At 44.5% G+C, this 19,132-nt stretch carries 19 protein-coding genes; 10 read left to right on the top strand and 9 right to left on the bottom strand.

Annotation, left to right across the window (positions count from 1 at the left end; all coding sequences use genetic code 11):
* Positions 1-12: 12 nt before the first annotated feature.
* Positions 13-1,248: a glycosyltransferase N-terminal domain-containing protein gene (locus WD077_11150; protein ID MEX0967786.1), complete on the bottom strand. Its 1,236-nt coding sequence runs from the start codon at positions 1,246-1,248 to the stop codon at positions 13-15.
* Between the two features lie 96 nt (positions 1,249-1,344).
* Positions 1,345-2,103, bottom strand: coding sequence for a hypothetical protein (locus tag WD077_11145; protein MEX0967785.1), 759 nt, complete (start codon positions 2,101-2,103; stop codon positions 1,345-1,347).
* Positions 2,104-2,214: 111 nt separating this feature from the next.
* Here WD077_11145 and WD077_11140 point away from each other — a divergent pair, with 111 nt between their 5' ends.
* The 8 genes from WD077_11140 to WD077_11105 all read left to right on the top strand — a co-directional run bounded on the left by WD077_11140 (position 2,215) and on the right by WD077_11105 (position 9,987).
* Positions 2,215-3,345 (top strand): DegT/DnrJ/EryC1/StrS family aminotransferase, encoded by a 1,131-nt coding sequence (locus tag WD077_11140; GenBank protein MEX0967784.1) that lies wholly within the window; start codon positions 2,215-2,217, stop codon positions 3,343-3,345.
* A gap of 12 nt (positions 3,346-3,357) precedes the next feature.
* Positions 3,358-4,686 (top strand): UDP-glucose/GDP-mannose dehydrogenase family protein, encoded by a 1,329-nt coding sequence (locus WD077_11135; GenBank protein ID MEX0967783.1) that lies wholly within the window; start codon positions 3,358-3,360, stop codon positions 4,684-4,686.
* Positions 4,687-4,692: 6 nt separating this feature from the next.
* Positions 4,693-5,676 (top strand): UDP-glucuronic acid decarboxylase family protein, encoded by a 984-nt coding sequence (locus tag WD077_11130; protein ID MEX0967782.1) that lies wholly within the window; start codon positions 4,693-4,695, stop codon positions 5,674-5,676.
* A 16-nt stretch (positions 5,677-5,692) separates the two neighbouring features.
* A complete protein-coding gene (gene galE, locus WD077_11125; protein ID MEX0967781.1) occupies positions 5,693-6,730 on the top strand; it encodes a UDP-glucose 4-epimerase GalE in 1,038 nt (345 codons plus the stop codon).
* Between the two features lie 2 nt (positions 6,731-6,732).
* A complete protein-coding gene (rfbB, locus tag WD077_11120) occupies positions 6,733-7,797 on the top strand; it encodes a dTDP-glucose 4,6-dehydratase (GenBank protein ID MEX0967780.1) in 1,065 nt (354 codons plus the stop codon).
* Positions 7,798-7,872: 75 nt separating this feature from the next.
* The gene (gene rfbA, locus WD077_11115) at positions 7,873-8,775 is read left to right on the top strand and encodes a glucose-1-phosphate thymidylyltransferase RfbA (GenBank protein ID MEX0967779.1); all 903 of its coding nucleotides are present in this window, start codon (positions 7,873-7,875) and stop codon (positions 8,773-8,775) included.
* An 84-nt stretch (positions 8,776-8,859) separates the two neighbouring features.
* Positions 8,860-9,420 carry a peptide-methionine (S)-S-oxide reductase MsrA gene (gene msrA / locus WD077_11110; GenBank protein ID MEX0967778.1) on the top strand — a complete coding sequence of 187 codons (561 nt, stop codon included), beginning with the start codon at positions 8,860-8,862 and terminating at the stop codon, positions 9,418-9,420.
* Between the two features lie 162 nt (positions 9,421-9,582).
* Positions 9,583-9,987: a hypothetical protein gene (locus WD077_11105; protein ID MEX0967777.1), complete on the top strand. Its 405-nt coding sequence runs from the start codon at positions 9,583-9,585 to the stop codon at positions 9,985-9,987.
* 27 nt (positions 9,988-10,014) lie between these two features.
* Here the strand turns inward: WD077_11105 and mtgA are convergent, their stop codons facing one another.
* The 5 genes from mtgA to WD077_11080 form a co-directional block, all read right to left on the bottom strand.
* Positions 10,015-10,716, bottom strand: a complete 702-nt coding sequence (gene mtgA, locus WD077_11100; GenBank protein MEX0967776.1) for a monofunctional biosynthetic peptidoglycan transglycosylase — start codon at positions 10,714-10,716, stop codon at positions 10,015-10,017.
* Between the two features lie 180 nt (positions 10,717-10,896).
* Positions 10,897-11,130 carry a hypothetical protein gene (locus WD077_11095; GenBank protein MEX0967775.1) on the bottom strand — a complete coding sequence of 78 codons (234 nt, stop codon included), beginning with the start codon at positions 11,128-11,130 and terminating at the stop codon, positions 10,897-10,899.
* Between the two features lie 167 nt (positions 11,131-11,297).
* On the bottom strand, positions 11,298-13,595 hold the full coding sequence (locus tag WD077_11090) for a carboxypeptidase-like regulatory domain-containing protein (GenBank protein ID MEX0967774.1): 2,298 nt from the start codon (positions 13,593-13,595) through the stop codon (positions 11,298-11,300).
* 5 nt (positions 13,596-13,600) lie between these two features.
* On the bottom strand, positions 13,601-13,963 hold the full coding sequence (locus WD077_11085; GenBank protein MEX0967773.1) for a heavy metal-associated domain-containing protein: 363 nt from the start codon (positions 13,961-13,963) through the stop codon (positions 13,601-13,603).
* A gap of 103 nt (positions 13,964-14,066) precedes the next feature.
* A complete protein-coding gene (locus WD077_11080; protein MEX0967772.1) occupies positions 14,067-14,516 on the bottom strand; it encodes a hypothetical protein in 450 nt (149 codons plus the stop codon).
* 150 nt (positions 14,517-14,666) lie between these two features.
* Here WD077_11080 and WD077_11075 point away from each other — a divergent pair, with 150 nt between their 5' ends.
* Positions 14,667-16,328, top strand: coding sequence for a glycosyltransferase family 39 protein (locus WD077_11075; GenBank protein ID MEX0967771.1), 1,662 nt, complete (start codon positions 14,667-14,669; stop codon positions 16,326-16,328).
* A gap of 89 nt (positions 16,329-16,417) precedes the next feature.
* Positions 16,418-16,996: a hypothetical protein gene (locus WD077_11070; protein ID MEX0967770.1), complete on the top strand. Its 579-nt coding sequence runs from the start codon at positions 16,418-16,420 to the stop codon at positions 16,994-16,996.
* A gap of 79 nt (positions 16,997-17,075) precedes the next feature.
* On the opposite strand, the gene WD077_11065 is transcribed toward WD077_11070, so the two are convergent.
* Both WD077_11065 and WD077_11060 read right to left on the bottom strand, forming a co-directional pair.
* Positions 17,076-18,224 (bottom strand): hypothetical protein, encoded by a 1,149-nt coding sequence (locus tag WD077_11065; GenBank protein MEX0967769.1) that lies wholly within the window; start codon positions 18,222-18,224, stop codon positions 17,076-17,078.
* A 96-nt stretch (positions 18,225-18,320) separates the two neighbouring features.
* Positions 18,321-18,941, bottom strand: coding sequence for a hypothetical protein (locus WD077_11060; protein ID MEX0967768.1), 621 nt, complete (start codon positions 18,939-18,941; stop codon positions 18,321-18,323).
* Positions 18,942-19,132: the final 191 nt, after the last annotated feature.

Below are 19,132 nucleotides of genomic sequence, written 5' to 3'. Positions count from 1 at the left end.
TGAATTAGAAGGCTACAATTCAATTTGTTGCCTGATAAAGCTCATCACCTGCTCCGTTCCTCCCCTGTTTTTAATAATAAAATTCAAAGCGGCTTCTCCTGCTGCTTTGCGGTTTTCTTCGGTTTTCAGGAAAAGGATTTTTTCCCGAACACCCTGATAGGTTTTAACTTCAAATGCGCCACCGGTTTTTATAAGCGTAGTGGCTTCATGAAACCTGTGATGATTCGGGCCAAAAAGTATGGGCAGTCCGAAAGCTGCCGGCTCCAGGATATTGTGGATGCTGTATCCAAACCCGCCACCGATAAAAGCAACAGCAGCGATTTTATACAGAGAAGAAAGCATCCCCACATTATCAATGAGCAATATTCGCTGACCGGTGTCAGGCTCCTGATTCAAACGACTGTAACGAACTACCACACCTTTAAAGAGACTTTCCACCTTTCCCAGGTTTTTCTGCCCGGTGTGGTGGGGAGCGATGATCACTTTTCCTGTCCAGACTTTTTCTTCCAGCAATCGCAAGATCATCTCTTCTTCCATTTGATAGGTACTGCCGCCAATAAGCACGGCCTCGCCTCCTGTCCATTTTTCAATTTCCGGAAATTCCTTCACCGTTTGCGCTATTTCAAATACACGGTCAATTCGTGTGTCAGGAATCACGGTAAAATTGGAGTAGCCGAGCGATTGCAGCAATTGACCTGAATTTTGATCTTGCACAAAGAAGTGGCGTACATACCGGAGCATCTTTCTGTGCAACCCGCCATAAACCCGGAAGAATGGCTGCGAAGGACGAAAAACTGCCGAGACGAGCAGCAACGGCACGCCCCGGGAACTCAGCTCCCTGAAGTAGTAATACCAGAAATCATATTTGATAAACAGAGCTAACCTGGGCTTTATAAGTGAAACCAGCTTTTCGGCATTTCCCGGAGCGTCCAGGGGAAGATGGATGACCCTATCGGCCAAAGGATAATTTTTCCGCACATCATATCCTGATGGAGAAAAAAAAGTAAGCACCAGCGGAAGATGAGGATAGGCTATTTTGAGCTTTTCAATAAGCGGACGGCCCTGCTCAAATTCGCCAAGAGAACTGCAATGCACCCATAAGCTGCCGCCAAACGCATCGAAATCAACTAATTCCTGCCACGATGATTTTTTGCCCCGCAGCCACTTTCGCGCTTTTTCATTTCGAAGCGCTGCCATCCGGATAGCAAATAAATATAGTTGCAGAAATATTCGATAGAGAACAGTCATCAGAATCTTTGATCACATGTCAGGTTGAGCAGGGAAAACTTCAGTTTGATGCCTGATTGAGGATCAGGGAAAAAAATATTGCTATTGCACGTAGCATCAATAGAACTGAGTAGATCCGGAGCGTTTATAAAGCGGAATATACCACGTAAGCCTCAGCCCGGCCATCAGGTCCAGCCGGGGTTCGTCCAGCCTGCGCATTAATTGATTGTCCCAGTCGCGTCTGTTCTGTGTAAAACCTTCCGTAATTTCAATGCTTGCCTGGAAATTCACGAAGCCACTATTGCTGAGATGAAAATAGCCGATGGACTGGCTGAGCAGCCATCCGTTGGTGAGGCGATCATATCCCTTTTTGTATTCTCCCTCCAGTTGCGGCAGTTTATCACTGCGGGTATTAAAATGGATCCTATGCTCCATGAATCCGGCACCGGCTGCTACTGCAATGCCTGAATTCGCATTTGGTCCGGCTACGGGAAATATTTTGCCGATTTTAGCCTGAACCATTGTGCCCCGCAACTGCAGCTCCATTAAATCGAAACGCCCATCGCCATCAATAAGCAAACCCGTTGAGGGTGAAGCGATGTTGCTTACCGGGTTTTCCCTGACGTTTCCATTAAACAAAAAATTATATTCCCCGGAAATATAAAAGTTAGAGTTGTGCTTAAAAGTATAGGAACCTCCTATCGCGGAAATGGGTCCGAACCGGTCATCCAAATCCTCATACGGAAAATTATAAGTGTACTGAATACCAATAAGAGAAAGCGACATTGGGGATTCCTGACCTGTACGCTGAGCCAATACAGGAAGGGAGAAAACAGCCATAAACAGCCAGGAGAAAAAAATATAATTTCTTAACATAATGATACTTTTGAAAACTATTTTTGCCTGTATTGAAGGCAAAATTACTTTATATTTGCAACTTCTTTTTGAGAAGCTTACTACACTTTAAATCATTATTCAGGACATAATATGCAGCCACTCACAATGGTGGATCTTCACGGGCAATACCTCAATATAAAAGGAGAAATAGATACTGCCATTTCTCACGTTCTTGACACTACCGCATTTATCAAAGGTCCTGATGTTAAGGAATTTGAAAGATCACTCGCAAAATACCTCAATACAAAACACGCCATCGGGTGTGCAAACGGAACCGATGCTCTTCAACTGGCCCTGATGGCGCTTGAACTGCCTCCGGGTGCTGAAGTGATCACTCCGGATTTTACCTTTATCGCAACTGTAGAAGTAGTGAAGCTTTTGGGTTTCAGACCCGTCATTGTGGATGTGGATCCTGATACCTTTACGATTGATCCCGCGCGAATTGAGGAGGCAATTTCAGATAAAACCAAAGCCATTATCCCCGTCCATCTGTTTGGGCAATGTGCGGACATGAACGCGATCATGGAAATTGCAAAACGCCATGATCTTTATGTAATTGAAGATACGGCACAGGCTACCGGTGCGGAATATACCCTTGCGGATGGCTCCGTGAAAAAAGCAGGTACAATTGGCCAGATTGGTTGCACTTCCTTTTTTCCATCCAAGAATTTAGGATGCTTCGGAGATGGAGGCGCCCTTTTTACAGATGATGAGGAACTTGCAGCGAAAATCAGCCAAATGGCGAATCATGGCCAGGGAAGCGCTTATCATTATGATACGATTGGTGTGAACTCCCGCCTGGATACGATACAAGCAGCCATCCTGAATGTGAAGTTGCCACACCTGGATCGCTACAATGCCGCCAGGCGAAAAGCGGCAGACTTTTATGATTCAGCATTTAAGAATATTCCTGAACTGATTACACCTGCCAGGAATCAGGATTCAACTCATATTTTTCATCAGTATACTTTAAAGTTAAAAAATACGGACAGGGGCGCGCTGATGAAATTTCTTGATCAAAATAATATTCCAAATAAGGTGTATTATCCTTTTCCGCTGCACAAGCAGCAGCCTTATCAGGATGCCCGGTTTGATACGCAAAAGCTGGAGGTATCTAAAAGCCTCTGCCAGAGTGTGATCTCCCTGCCGATGCACACGGAACTTAGTGAGCAACAACTGGAATATATTGCCAAAACAGTTAATAAATTTTTCAACCAATAAGATTTACAAAAAATGAAGATTACTATTATCGGTACCGGTTATGTTGGACTGGTAAGCGGTATCTGTTTTTCTGAAATGGGAAACGATGTCACTTGTATAGATATAGACAAGGAGAAAGTTGATAAGCTGACCAATGGCAAGCTTACGATCTATGAACCGGGTCTTGAATTCCTTTTTGAAAGAAACCTGAAACAGGGACGTATAAATTTCACCACTGCTTTGCAGGAAGGAATTAAAGATGCCAGTATCATTTTTCTTGCACTCCCCACCCCGCCTGGCGAAGATGGCTCTGCCGATCTTCAATATGTATTGGATGTTGCGAATAAGCTGGGACATCTGCTGACGAGCTACACCGTGATTGTTGACAAAAGCACCGTTCCTGTGGGGACTGCTGACAAGGTGAGAGATGCCATTGCAGCCAACGCAACAGTGGAATTTGACGTGGTGGCCAATCCTGAATTCCTGCGCGAAGGCGTTGCTGTGGATGACTTTATGAAACCTGACCGCGTGGTGATCGGAACTACCTCAGAACGAGCGCGTAAAATTATGGAGCAGATCTATAAGCCTTTCGTGCGGCAGGGAAACCCCATTCTTTTTATGGATGAACGTAGTGCAGAAATGACAAAATATGCTGCAAATGCTTTTCTCGCTACCAAGATTACTTTTATGAATGAGATAGCCAATCTCTGCGAACGAGTAGGCGCAAATGTAGACGCTATTCGCATCGGGATCGGTTCGGACAATCGCATTGGAAACCGTTTCCTTTTCTCAGGCATTGGCTATGGCGGAAGCTGCTTTCCAAAAGACGTGCAGGCGCTGGAGAAAACGGCCAGAGATAACCAATACGATTTTAAGATCCTGAATTCGGTGATGGAGGTGAACGAACGCCAGAAAACCATCCTGATGCCCAGGATCAGTGAGCATTTTGACGGGCATCTCAGCGGGAAAACGTTTGCACTCTGGGGCCTTGCCTTTAAACCCAACACTGATGACATCCGGGAAGCCCCGGCTCTGTACCTGATAAAGGAATTATTGAAGGAAGGCGCTAAAGTCCAGGCCTTTGACCCTGAAGCGATGGAGAACGTGAAAAGAGTGCTGGGCGATGATATCACTTATGCTGAGAATCAGTATGAAGCCCTTGAAGGAGCCGATGCTCTCATCATTGCTACAGAATGGGCGGTTTTCCGCACTCCTGACTTCGATAAAATGGGCAGCCTGATGGCCGGTAAAGTGATTTTTGATGGTCGCAATTTATTCGAACCTGGAATAATGAAAGAAAATGGTTTTACGTATCAGAGCATAGGACGCAAAATGGATGTGTCTGAAAAAATATCCAGATAAAAAATTATGAAGGACTCAACACAACCCAGGATATTAATTACCGGAGCGGCAGGCTTTCTGGGATCGCATCTTAGTGACCGGTTCATTAAAGAAGGTTATAAAGTTATCGGGATGGACAACCTGATCACCGGAAACCTCGAAAATATTTCTCACCTGTTCAAACTGGAAAACTTCGAGTTCTACCATCACGATGTTTCAAAGTTTGTACACGTGCCGGGTGATCTTGATTACATTCTGCATTTCGCATCTCCGGCCAGCCCCATAGATTATTTGAAGATGCCGATACAAACTCTCAAGGTCGGCTCCCTGGGAACCCACAACCTGTTGGGCCTTGCCAAAGCAAAGAAAGCCAGGATCCTTGTGGCCTCCACTTCAGAGGTGTATGGAGATCCGGAAGTGCATCCGCAAACGGAGGAATATTGGGGCAACGTGAATCCGGTCGGGCCGCGCGGAGTGTATGATGAGGCCAAAAGATTCCAGGAGGCTATGACCATGGCATACCATAATTTTCATGGGCTGGATGTGCGCATTATCCGGATATTCAACGTTTATGGACCCCGAATGCGACTGGACGATGGGCGGGCTTTGCCGACTTTCATCAGCCAGGCTTTGCGGGAGGAACCCATTACCGTATATGGCGATGGCAGCCAAACCCGCTCTTTCTGCTATGTGGATGACATGATTGAAGGCATTTACCGGTTGCTGCATTCAGAATACTTTTATCCGGTAAACATTGGAAATCCTGATGAAATTACAATTAAAGAATTTGCCGAGGAAATTCTGAAACTGACCCGTGCGGGCTCAAAATTAATTTATGAACCCTTGCCGATAAATGATCCCCAACAACGCAAGCCTGACATCACACTGGCTCAAAAGCTCTTCGGTTGGCAACCAACAGTATCCAGGAAAGAAGGGCTTGACATAACGCTGGAATATTTCAGGAAGCAGTTGAAAAAGGAAAAATTGACACAGGTGCAGCAAGAGCACTGAAAAACGATCAGGGGCTTTGACAATAAAGGTTTTAGTAACAGGAGGTACAGGTTTTATCGGTTCCCACACAGCCGTGGAATTATTGAATAACGGTTATGAAGTGGTAATTGCTGATAACCTGAGCAACAGCCATGAGAATGTGCTGGCTGGCATTGCAGCCATTACTCACAAGAATCCTTTTTTTTCCAAAACTGATCTGCAGAATAAGGAAGAACTTGCCCTTTTATTTGCAGAACATCCTGATATAAAGGCTGTCATCCACTTTGCTGCGTTAAAGGCGGTGGGCGAATCAGTGGAAAATCCATTGCTGTATTATCGCAACAACCTGGTTTCCTTGTTGAATCTTCTGGAATTAATGGCAGACAATCAGATTCAGCATATTGTCTTCTCCTCCTCCTGCACCGTATATGGAGAACCGGATTCATTGCCGGTTTCAGAAAATGCTCCGGTAAAAAAAGCGGAATCTCCTTATGGAAATACGAAGAAAATGGCAGAAGATATTCTGGCCGATACCTGTCGCGCCAGCGCTCTTAATTGCGTTTCGCTCCGCTACTTTAACCCCACCGGGGCCCATCCTTCAGCGTTGATTGGCGAATTGCCCATCGGCACGCCCAACAACCTGATGCCGCTGATTACGCAGACTGCGATTGGCAAGCGGAACAAGATCACGGTTTATGGCGATGATTATCCCACTCCGGACGGCACCTGCATCCGCGATTATATTCACGTGGCAGACCTGGCCAATGCTCATGTCGTGGCACTGGAACGAATGCTCAATGCGCGGCAAAAAAGCAATTATGAAATATTTAATCTTGGTACTGGAAAAGGATATTCTGTATTGGAAACGATAAAAACTTTTGAAAAAGTGACCGGCCAAAAACTGAACTACGAAATTGGCACTCGCAGAAAAGGAGATGTGATAGCTGTATATGCAGATACAGAGTTTGCCAATAAGGAACTTGGCTGGAAAGCAGAACTCGATCTGGCCGACATGGTTTCCACAGCCTGGAACTGGGAAAAACATCTTGCATTAACTGAAAAAGAAGAAAAATGAATTTGGAAAGAAAAATATTGATCACCGGGGGAGCTGGGTTTATCGGGTCGCATGTGGTACGGCATTTTGTGAAGAAATTTCCTCACTATCAAATCATTAATCTTGACCTGCTGACCTATGCCGGAAACCTTGAAAATCTGAAGGATATTGAGAACAAAGAAAATTACCAGTTTATAAAAGGTGACATTGCGGATGCCGAATTTATTACGCGGCTTTTCCATGAGCATCAATTTGATTCAGTGATTCATCTCGCTGCTGAGAGTCACGTGGACCGCAGTATTTCAGATCCTAATGCATTTATTTATACCAATATCATAGGAACATTAAACCTGCTGAATGCTGCACGGGAAATCTGGGACATGAAAACCGCAGCTAACGGAAAAAATCTCTTTTACCATATTTCTACAGATGAAGTATACGGATCGCTAGGGGATGAAGGCTATTTTTATGAAACAACGGCTTATGATCCACGCTCTCCTTATTCTGCTTCAAAAGCAAGCAGCGATCATTTGGTGAGGGCTTACCACCATACTTTTCACATGCCGGTGGTTATTTCCAACTGCTCTAATAACTACGGCCCTTTTCAATTTCCGGAAAAGCTTATTCCATTAATGATACATAACATAAGGGATAAAAAGCCACTACCGGTTTATGGCAAAGGTGAAAATATACGCGACTGGCTATACGTGGAAGACCATGTAAGCGCCATTGATGTAATTTTTCACAAAGGCAGAAACGGTGAAACCTACAATATTGGAGGTGAAAATGAATGGAAAAATATTAAGCTCGTAAGAATGCTGTGTGAGGTGATGGATGAAAAGCTGGGCCGCAAGCCTGGCGAATCCGCAGAGCTGATCACTTTCGTAACGGACCGCCCTGGCCACGATAAGCGCTACGCCATAGATTGCGGAAAGCTAAAGGGTGAACTGGGCTGGACCCAAAGCCTGGATTTTGAAGAAGGTCTGGAAAAAACCGTAAAATGGTACTTGAAAAATGAAGAATGGTTAAACCATGTAACATCAGGGAAATACCAGGAATATTATGAAAAACAATACGCGTCCAAATAAAATGCATCTTCCCCATTCGATCTTTTTAATCTAAAATTTTAAAACACCACATAAAATAATAAAATCAAAACTAAAATGAAGGGGATTATTTTAGCAGGAGGCTCAGGAACAAGGCTGTATCCTTTGACGATCAGCATTAGCAAACAACTGATGCCGCTTTATGACAAGCCGATGATCTATTACCCGCTATCCACGCTTATGCTGGCGGGAATTCGGGACATTTTGATTATTTCCACGCCTCACGACCTGCCAAATTTTGAAAAACTTTTGAAGGATGGCAGCCATCTGGGAATGAACTTTCAATATGCAGAGCAGCCTGAACCAAAGGGGCTGGCGCAGGCATTTACCATCGGTGCGGATTTTATCGGAAATGATCAGGCTGCACTGATACTAGGCGACAATATCTTTTATGGCTTCAGAATGGCTGATGTACTGAGCGATATTGATCCAAAGGGGGGGATTATTTTCGCCTACCATGTTTCGGACCCAGAGCGCTATGGAGTTGTGGAATTTGATGAGAAATTCAAAGCACTCAGTATTGAAGAAAAACCGAAGCAGCCTAAATCTAATTTTGCCGTTCCAGGCTTATATTTTTATGATAATTCCGTCATAGATATTGCAAGAAATCTGGAACCTTCGGCTCGTGGAGAATATGAGATCACGGATGTAAATAAGGAATATCTGAAGCAGGAAAAGCTGAAGGTTCAGGTACTCAGCCGCGGAACCGCCTGGCTCGATACCGGCACCTTCGATTCACTGATGCAGGCCGCCCAGTTCGTACAGGTAATTGAAGAACGGCAGGGACTTAAGATTGGATGCATTGAGGAAATTGCCTTCAGGAAAGGGTTTATTGACAGCGAACAACTGGGCAAAGTAGCTACTCCGTTATTAAACAGCGGCTATGGCGACTATCTGCTAAAACTCCTGGATCAGGAAAGACAAGCAGGTCCCAAGGTACGGGATCATATTATCGGTTAATTTTCTCCGATCCAGGTCATACCTGCACCAGCCACTTTTTTATTTACTTTTTAATTTTAAAGGTTTCGCTTAAACTTAATATTAATGTCCGGACAGGAAGAAAACCCAACAGAGCTGGCCACATTAGGTGCAGGATGCTTTTGGTGTATTGATGCATTGCTTCGGCAATTACGGGGCGTGAAGCACGTGGAAGCAGGCTATGCAGGCGGCAAGGAAGAAAATCCAACCTATGAGCAGGTAAGCAGCGGTGCCACAGGCCATGCAGAAGTTGCGCGGGTAGCATTTGATCCTTCAGAGATAACCTTTGAGGAATTGCTTGATATATTTTGGCACACGCACGATCCCACTACCCTGAATCGGCAGGGAGCCGATGCCGGACCGCAATACCGCTCAGTTATTTTTTACCATAACGAGCAGCAAAAGCAGCAAGCCGAAGCAAAAATGCAGGAACTGACGGAGCGCATAATCTTCGATAAACCCATTGTTACGGCAATTGAACCTCTGACCTCCTACTACCGCGCTGAAAATTATCACCAGAATTATTACGCTCAGAACAGTATGCAGCCATACTGTCATATTGTAATTTCCCCCAAACTCCAAAAACTAAAAAAGAATTACAGTCATAATCTGAAAGAACAGAAATAATACGTGATCGGTAACTTTTTTCAAAGGAGAATATTAGAAGTCAATTTTTCTTTTTCGGGGTTTAAACATTTTGCTAAAACGCTGAAAAGGTGCATTGTCTCAGGGAGTCTGCTCCTTTTCATGATCCTGAGTTCAGGCCAGGTAAAAAGTCAGGAGTTTGACATGGTAGAACTGGTGAACTCCGGTATGATAAAGTTTGGTGAAGACATCAGCCTTTTTCAGGAGCAACTTGAAAAGCCGAAAGATGAAGAAAAATTTGTCAGGTACCTGTATACAAAGCCCAGGCGGATGCTATTTATGGGCTACCGGGCTGAAATTGCTGCAATGGGGTTTTGCAACGATAAACTCTGTGCGGTAAAGATGAGATTTGGCAGCACGTATGAAGATTTTGAGCACTTGCGAAACAGAATTACCAATCTCTACGCCCGGCCCGTTAAAAGCAAAAAGTCTTTTTCTATGAAAGAGACGGTAACGTGGCGATATTCCGGGATCGAAATTATTCTGATGTTTCACCCATCAAAGCTGTATACAGATGTCAGTTTATCCCATCTGGCCCTTCAGAAATAATCGTTTAGCAATACTTCCACCTTTCTACTAATTCTTTTCAGAAGCACCGGCAAGATCCAGCGGACCGAGGTTCCGCATCTGGCCCATGATCCAGGCCTGGCGATCGCGAATGTAGGGTGATGGATTCGTAGCAGAATATCTCAGGGGGCTGGGAAGAATAGCTGCAAGCAGTGCTGCCTGGGCAGTGCTGACATCCTTTGCCGCTCGGTTGAAATAAGTATTGGCGGCCATTTCTGCTCCGTAAATCCCATTGCCCATTTCAGCCACGTTCAGATATATTTCAATGATCCTTCGTTTGGGCCATATCAACTCTATCAAAACGGTGAAGTATACCTCGAATCCCTTCCTGATCCAGGAACGGCCCTGCCACAGGAATACATTTTTGGCGACCTGCTGGCTGATGGTACTTGCACCACGCACTCTTTTTCGTTTTTCCCTTTCCTCAATAGCCTTTTGAATGGCCTGGATATCAAACCCCCAATGTTCCAGAAACCGCTGGTCTTCTGCGGCTATAACCGCCTGTGGTAAAGCAGTCGACATTTTTTCGAGAGGCTTCCAATCCTTGGAAAGGCGAAGAGGCTGGTCATTTGCGGCCTGGTCAAATAACCTTGTGATCATTAAGGGTGTAACCGGGGGTGGTACAAAACGATAGATGACAACCAAGCCTATGGAAATGACGAAAAAACCTACCACGATCCGCTTAATAAGCCGTCCAAGTTTTATGAACATACAAAGGCATTAAAGCTTTTACAGAATTACCCAACCCGGTTTTAAACCAGATCATTCAGTTGATATACCTGTCATATCAGTCCAGAAACGGCCAATTTAGCGAAACGCATTCTGGATTTTAACCAAAAAAAGCCAGTCCAAACTGATCTGGAACTGGCTTCTAAAAATAAGAAAAATGCTTTAATCGCAGCTGCAGGTATAACCGCCTCCAGTAGTCGTGCTGATGGATTCACAATTAGCCTCGAAATCTTCAATTTCATCCTTACTTCCACAGGCTTCCGCATCATCCCAACCAGTCACAATATTGCCATCACTATCCTGAATAGTACAATTAGTACACTTTTTACAAGATGTAAAGGAAAGGCCGAAACTTAAAACGGCTGCACACATAAGCACTTTAGCAAAATTTTTCATGGGTAAATTTTATTTGTTTTAAATGATTTATTCGGCCAAATATAAGGGCAGAATTGGTTTAGAAAAGAATTTCCCAGATTTTTTTTCACTTCAAGGACCAAATGAACCAAAGGAAAAGGGCTATTGACAAGCTCTTTCCATCATTAAAAGACACCTCATATACACCGCTACGGCTTATTGCCATCAGCCATTTCAGGATGGGGAAGTCTAAGCCTGAAGCCTACATAGGTCATTCTCCCGAATACGGGTCCCCAAATCAGGGAGCTGTCGAAATAGGGACTAAAGGGCTGATCAGCCGCAATAATGGGTGATTCCTGCCTGAAGTTCGTGATATTTTCCATACCAAGATAGGCATCGAATTTTTTGCTGAAAGTCTTAGTCACCTGTGCATTCATCGTAAAAAAATCAGGCGACTCAGAGCTTCTCTGATAGGCTGCCGGATTGTCTTCTGTGGAAGGAATTCGCTTTGACCCGTCCCATTTTACCGTGTAGTCAAACTTCCATCTGTTCTTCGTTTCATAGGCAAGGTTTGCAAAAGCTCGGTGGTTTGAAATTAATGGTTTATCCAGCAAGCCGTTCCAACGGTATGCTGTCTTCACATCAAGCCAGCGATAGGCAAGCCGCAGGTCCAGGTTCTTCACCAGTTCATAGTCAATCTGCGCCTGAAGGCTGTGGCTGAAACTTTTCCCATCCAGATTGTAAAATATCGCCTTCCGTACATCCGCATCCAAATCCATGATCACCTGGTTGGTAAAGTAGGTGTAGTAATAATCCAGCACCACAGTACCATTCTGATAGTTGAACCGGAAATCACGACTCAGGCTGATACCGGCATTCCAGGCTTCTTCCGGCTCCAGATTCCAGGCTTCCATTTCATTAGATGGCAAAAAATATAGTTCACGGGAGGTAGCCAGCACGGATTGATTCTCTGCAACCGGATTAGATACGCGCCAACCCTTGCCTCCAGAAAGGCGAAGTACCGTCTGTTCCGTAATAGCATAACGGGCATGCAAACGAGGCGTCAGGAACAAGCCGAACAAGTTGTGATAATCTGCCCGCAGTCCGGCAACTACCGAAGTCTGTACATCACGCGACCACGTGTATTCAGCAAATGCCCCGGGAATGAGTTCATTCCGGTCAAATTGAACAGAATCCTGCGTGGGAGAAATCAGTTGTTCTTCATAACGATCTCCCATAAAACTGACTCCACCCCGAATGAGGTGATCAGAAGAAGAAATAATATTCTGATAAATGACATTAGCGTAAATACTTTGCTGCTGTGCAGTATATTCTCGTAGGCCATAATATGCGTCCTGGTCAAAGTGATTTAGGGAAAACTGAAATCCAACACTTTTAAAGGGATTCGCAGAAAATACTTTTCCTGTTTTGGCCCAAAGGCCGCCCTGCCGGGAAGTAATTCCCACGCCATAGGCATTCAGAGTTCCTTCATCCCGCTCAGGATCAAAGGTTACCTGGCCTGCGATCTTATTGTCATAGAAACCTCGCACGCCAAATTGTCCTTCCCAACCTTTATTGCCATGAAATTTCCATCGGTTGATGGCATTAAACTGCTCCCCTGTAGGATTATCTGCAAAACCATCGCTATTGCCATCTATAGTAAAAGGTCGTGCGCTGGCATGCAATAGTGTTGTCGTTGCGGTTTTAGGAGAAATCCTTTGTGTGGTAATCAAATTAAATTCACCCCGTCCATCCTGATTTCCATATCCATTGAGGAAGAGCCTGTCCGGATCAGAGGGTTGCCGCAACTCCACATTGATCTGACCGGCTATGCTTTCAAATCCGTGAACTACAGAACCCGTTCCCTTTCCCACATGGATGGAACTGATCCAAGAGCCCGGTACGAATGACATTCCCTGGTATTGCTGCAGGCCCCGCACTCCGGGCATTTGTTCCTGCATCACTTGTGAATAAGGCCCAGCCAGCCCCAACATTTGGATCTGCCGGGTTCCCGTCACAGCATCAGAGTATGAAACGTCAACCGAAGGATTCGTCTCAAAACTTTCTGAGAGATTACAACAGGCGGCCTTGAACAATTCCTGTTCTGACATTACCTGCGTTTGTCGCACATCGAAATAGCTGAGGCGCGTAGCATTTACGCTTTCCTCAATCTCTGCCGCTTTTAAATGCTGACCCTGATGCAGCAATATTTTCATCTCCTTGCCTGGAACGGCCTTCACGGTATCGGGAGAATATCCTGTGTAACTTATCACCAATTGATCAGTGGTCTCAACCAGTTCCAACCCAAAGCTTCCATCTGTCCCGGTAATGGTACCTGTCGTGGTGTTTAGCCAATGCACGTTTGCACCGGGCAATGGTTCTTCGGTCCCATCTACCGCGAGGCCGAGAACAATGCCGGTTACCTTTTCCTGGGAGTGGGCATTGACTCCCCAGAGAAGCAGCACGAGGAGCAAACAGCCCTTTCTGAAATATTTAAATATTGTCATCGCTATCAATGTTTTTCTAATTCATGATAACGGCAGCAAAGAGGAAGTTCCTCGTACTTTTCGCTGGAAGCTTTTATGTCCTGCGTGTCATGACCGGCATCAGCTACCTTTTGCTGTATTTCCATTTCCGTTATAATCGCGGGATTGTAGCGAATGGTCAATGTATCTGTATTGATATTCCACTCGGCAGTTTGCACTCCGCGAACCAGAGCGGCTTCCTCTATTCGCTCTTCACACATTTTGCAGATCCCTTTTACTGCAAAGCGAGCTTGTTGGAATTTGCCTCCGCCAGATTTAGTGGCGCTACAGGCTGAAAGGCTAAACGCGAAAATTGCGCAGCCAAATAAGAATTGATATATGCTTTTCATTTCTAAAGTATTTAATGATGAATCGAAAATTTGAAGTCCCTGTTAAGGACAACGTGGAGATCCTCAACCCAAGTGCAGATTGAGTAATGGTCATCATTAAATGCTATAAAAGAAAGGATCCCGTAAGAACCGGGATATCAGTAAAAAGAGGTGGGGAATGAATTAATGTGGCAAGATGTGAATGCAAATCAGCAGTGAAGCCAACAGTACTCACAAATACCGGCAGGCTGAAAAGTGCGGCTCCGGGCACCTGCATTTCATTGCTTTTTTGAAGCTGAAATTCTTCAGGGAGTTTAAGAAAAACGGTTTGTGTGGAGCAGCAATCATGATCTTTAAGAAGCGGTTCATCCTGAGCTTTGTCGCAGCAACTCATCGGTTTGCCGGAATGGCACGTGGGCACCGCTGATGTTTTGTCCATTTCACATGCCTCGGTATCCACCATTACGGATACCGTCCTGAGATGGTCATGGCAGAAATGGCGTATAACCGCCACACCTGTGGTTGACAGGAAAATCAGGAGTGCTAAAAATATGTGAATGACTGTTTGTATCATGGTCTTGACGCATTCAACTTTGCAATAATTTCTCCAAATGATCTGTGATCTCTTTTACCTGGAAATTATTGCCGCAGAAATGAAGTGGCGTTTCCTATCCTTGCTCATTCTGTAAGTTTGCGCGGTTGGTAATTTGAATCTATAAACACAATGAACCGGCTTAAATATTCACTTCTCTTTGCGGCATTGGGTGCTATATTTTTTATCCCGTTTCTGGGGGGTGTCCACCTGTTTGACTGGGACGAAATAAACTTTGCTGAGGTAAGTCGTGAAATGATAATCAACGAGGATTACCTGCACATTACCATCAATTTTCAGCCGTTCTGGGAAAAGCCGCCTTTCTTCTTTTGGCTCCAGGTGCTGTCAATGAAGCTTTTCGGGATTAATGAATTTGCCGCCCGTTTTCCTAATGCGGTTTGCGGCATCCTTACGCTGGTGATCCTGTACAACATTGGAAGCAAGCTTTATAGTTCAACATTCGGATTTATATGGGCCGGAGTTTACCTGGGCAGTGTTCTCCCATTTCTTTATTTTAAATCCGGAATTATTGACCCCGTATTTAACCTCTTCATCTTTTTAGGAATTTACTTCTTCATCCTCTTCTTCTGGAAAAAGGAAAACCAGCCGCAGATTCTGTTACTGCAAAATAAATGGCTCTACCTGATGGCAGCGGGCATTTTTGCAGGGCTTGCAATTCTTACCAAAGGACCGGTTGCCTTCCTCATTATTTGCCTGGTTTTCATTGTTTACTGGATATTCCAACGCTTCAGGCTTTTTGTTGGTCCGCACCACTTCCTGATATTCAGTATAATAGCCGCGGCTGTAACACTTGTCTGGTTCGGCATTGAGACGTTGAAGAACGGTCCCTGGTATGTCACAGAATTTGTGCGCTACCAATACCGGCTTTTTAGCACACCTGATGCGGGGCACGCAGGCTTTCCAGGCTATCATTTCGTGGTGCTGCTGATTGGCTGCTTCCCGGCTTCGGTTTTTGCGTTGCGTGGCTTCTTTAAAATGCCGGCTCCTTCCCACCATTATCAGCAGGATTTCAGCCTATGGATGAAAATATTATTCTGGGTCGTACTTATCCTGTTTACCATAGTTAAAAGCAAGATCGTTCATTATTCTTCTCTGAGCTACTTTCCTCTGACTTTCCTGGCTGCGCTGGTAATAGAGCGGCTTGTGGCGCGGCAGCTTACGTTTGCGCGCTGGATGAAAGTTATGTTGAGCATCATTGGAGGGTTATACATTATTATAATAATTGCACTTCCTTTCCTGGGTATGAACGTAGAAACACTCAAGCCGCTCATCAAGGATCCGTTTGCGGTGGCCAACCTTGATGCAGCAGTTAACTGGACCGGTTTTGAGATACTGCCCGGAGTGCTGCTTTTTCTGGTGCTGGCGCTCTCGCTCTGGAACCTTAGCCGTGACTACATTGGGCGTGGCCTCATGTTGCTTTTTGGTGGAATGCCGGTATTTGTAATGCTCACGCTGATATTCTTTATTGGCCGCATAGAAGCCTATTCCCAGAGAGCCGCAATTGAATTTCTCGAAAGCAAAGCAGCAGAAGATGCTTATATAATTCCGCACGGCTATCGCACTTATACGCACTATTTCTATGGACAATTGCAGCCGGGACAAAACCCAAATCGCCATGATAAAGAATGGCTCCTGCATGGAGATGTGGACAAAGACGTGTACGTAATTTCCAAGGTCAACAGGAATAGCGCATTAGAGGAAAATCCGAATATCGAGCGGATCAGCTCTAAAAATGGGTTTATCTTCTATAAAAGAAAGGTCAAACAGGAATAGGGATCTCTGGATTTTGAAGTCCAAAATTTTAACCGGGTCCAAAAAAATAAATACCTTGCCTTATCCAAAATTCATTAATTCTATAAAAAATGAGATTATACCCAGGACTACTCATTTTCGCAATGCTCTTAGCTTCCGGAGTTCAGGCTCAGGATTCTGAAAATCATCCGAAAAATGAAATTAAGGATTTTCAAAGCTTTCGGGGGAACCTCGTTCTCAATCCAGGCGGATCTCCGTTGCTCTCAGGATTTGAATTCAGCATGAGCTATTACAAGAGAAATCGCTGGGCACCAACGGGATTGGGTGCCGGTTTTAGTTCGCTGGCTATAGAACAGGATTCATTTCGTTATAAATTAAATGATATTCCATTTTATGTTTCTTCCAGATTGCCGTTCAGCAAAAAAGCGATCGCGCCTTTTCTCTCTGCTGATCTTGGCCTGTCTATCTTGCTATCAGACAAGCTGGAACTGCATGGGCAGGAAGTAGAAATCCACACCATCCGTAGTTTCCGGTTAATTGCGCCTTTTGTACGAATAAGCTTAGGTGTGAGTTTCTTAGACGGAGATTTGTTTATAGATATCAGCTATATGAAGAAACAGAACCAGATAATGGAAGACCACGAAATGGCAGGTGATTTCTGGAGCATTGGCAGTGGAATCAATTTATAATTTGAATAAGTTCTTCAGCAGAATTGGGTTAAGAGCTAAAACCGGCTCAATAGCATTGTGATCCAATACCCTTAGCCATCTAATCCCTTAGCATCAGTATCTTCCCACTTTGCAGCACGTATTTATAGCCGCCATAGCGTACGTTTTCACCTTGGGCCAATACATGAAGTTCATTGAGATCGCGATCTATCGTATGGATAGATCCATTCGTAAAGTAGGCCAATGTCATGTAATCAGGGTGAATAAAGCGGCCTTTGGTGCCGCATAAAATAATCCGTACCGGGCGGTTCATCTTTTTCACAAGGTATATATCCCGTACGCTGCTGTTATTATCTGCTATTAGCACGATTTCGCCAGCATCTTTATTATTCTCTACCGCCTTCAGCAGTGCTTCCATATCATTTTCGGGCGAATCGCCACCATCTCCGTTTTTCATGACGGTAGCCATCGTTTCCAATACCGCATCCACAGTAGTTCCCTGGCTTGTATATATACCGCCTACCATCTTCATATTCCGCTTTTCATAATCCGGCATTTTATCGCCATCATTAAAAAACATAAAGGATTTTATCCCGCTGCTCTTTTCATTAATCCTGTGCCATGACAGAATCTGCGAGCCATATTGATACATACTTCCCGTCCAGTCGCTCACGACCACCATATCCTTCCATTGGCTGTTCCGGCTAAAAACATGAAACGCGGTGGAATCCCTCATCGGACGATATCCGTAGGCGATGTCCCGTGCTTCAGTCATATCCTTTCGCTCTCCCGGAACCCTCTTCATATCATCACGTAAAAAATATTTAAATACTACACCATGAAACATTTGCATGGCCTTCGGTTCTGTTTCGCAACTGGTTTGGAGCACAAAATTCCAACGGATAAAGCGATTTCGCACTAAGGTAGGATCAAGGGCCTGGATTGCTTTCAGGCGGTCCTCCAGCAGGGTATCATAATTCGTGATCCAGTCCATTTTTTTATGAGGATACCTGGTAAATACCAGATCAATCTCGTATACCACCTTCTGTTTATCATCATTTTGCCAAGCCTTCGGATTGTGAATCTCAGGCCGGGCATAGCTCATTCTCAGGACCACTTCATGTTCTGTCGTCCCCATTTGATAAGTCGGTACCAGCACCTCCTTAGCCCTGATCTGGCTGGACAGGGGTTTTGCGGCCCAGAGCTGTGAGGTTATAAAAACGAAGAATAATATGAGAAGTAACCGCATCAGGAATAATCGCTGTAGTTTTTTAACGCAACGCCAGGAAATTATTGTATTTGTGCATACCTGTAAGATAATGACATTATTAAAATAATTGAGCCATTATTCCAATTCTGCTTCTCCTTCCGGGCGCTTCTTTGTTCTAAAGAACAAATAAATGAACACACCATTTGACAGGAATAGCAATACAATCAGAAAACCCTGCATCACGCGACTCTGCTTCCCGCTAGCCAGTTGATTCTGCGTTTCCAGAAGCTGTGCCTTTTGTTCCGTAAGTTTATCCTGAAGCTGCAAGTTCGCCTGTTCCAGTTCCTCTACACGCTGCATGCTTTCCAGCATCTCTCCTTCTGCACTGAAACGTTCAAACTCATTCGTAAACCGCAGCCGTTCTACCTCCAGTACAATTTTGTTGTCGATCGCTACTACACGTTTCAGTTCTTCTATGGCTTCTATAAGGTCACGTTTTGCCTTTCCACCAAAGAGCGCATTATTTTGCTCGTAAATATCTTTGGCTTTGCTATAAACCTTCTCCCGTTCTTTAAACAACGTATCCAGCATTTGTGTGGGAGCATGTACCTGGGCAAGTGAAATATGAGGAACCACCATGAGCATACCTCCTATGAGCACACCTTTCAGAACATTAATTCTGAAATTTTCCAATGACCAGGCTTCCCGGTCATTTCCTAACATCATCATTTTGAAAGATTTCCAAATAAATTTCATTTTTCTAAAAATTTTTTAGCTAAAATTCTTTTTTGTATCAAAGTCTCACTTTATATTTGAAGCAACTAAGAGAAATGGTTTCATAGTTTTAGAGGGTTTTTAGTTTGATTGATAGGGGGGTTAATAAAAAGCTTTTGGTTTCTTAGGGTTTAATTCCTATCAATCAATAATGGCCCGGAATGGTTGATCCT

Source organism: Bacteroidia bacterium, assembly GCA_040880525.1.
Taxonomy (GTDB): domain Bacteria; phylum Bacteroidota; class Bacteroidia; order CAILMK01; family JBBDIG01; genus JBBDIG01.
Note: the sequence above shows the minus strand (reverse complement) of the source record. Positions and strands in the feature narration are given on the sequence as shown.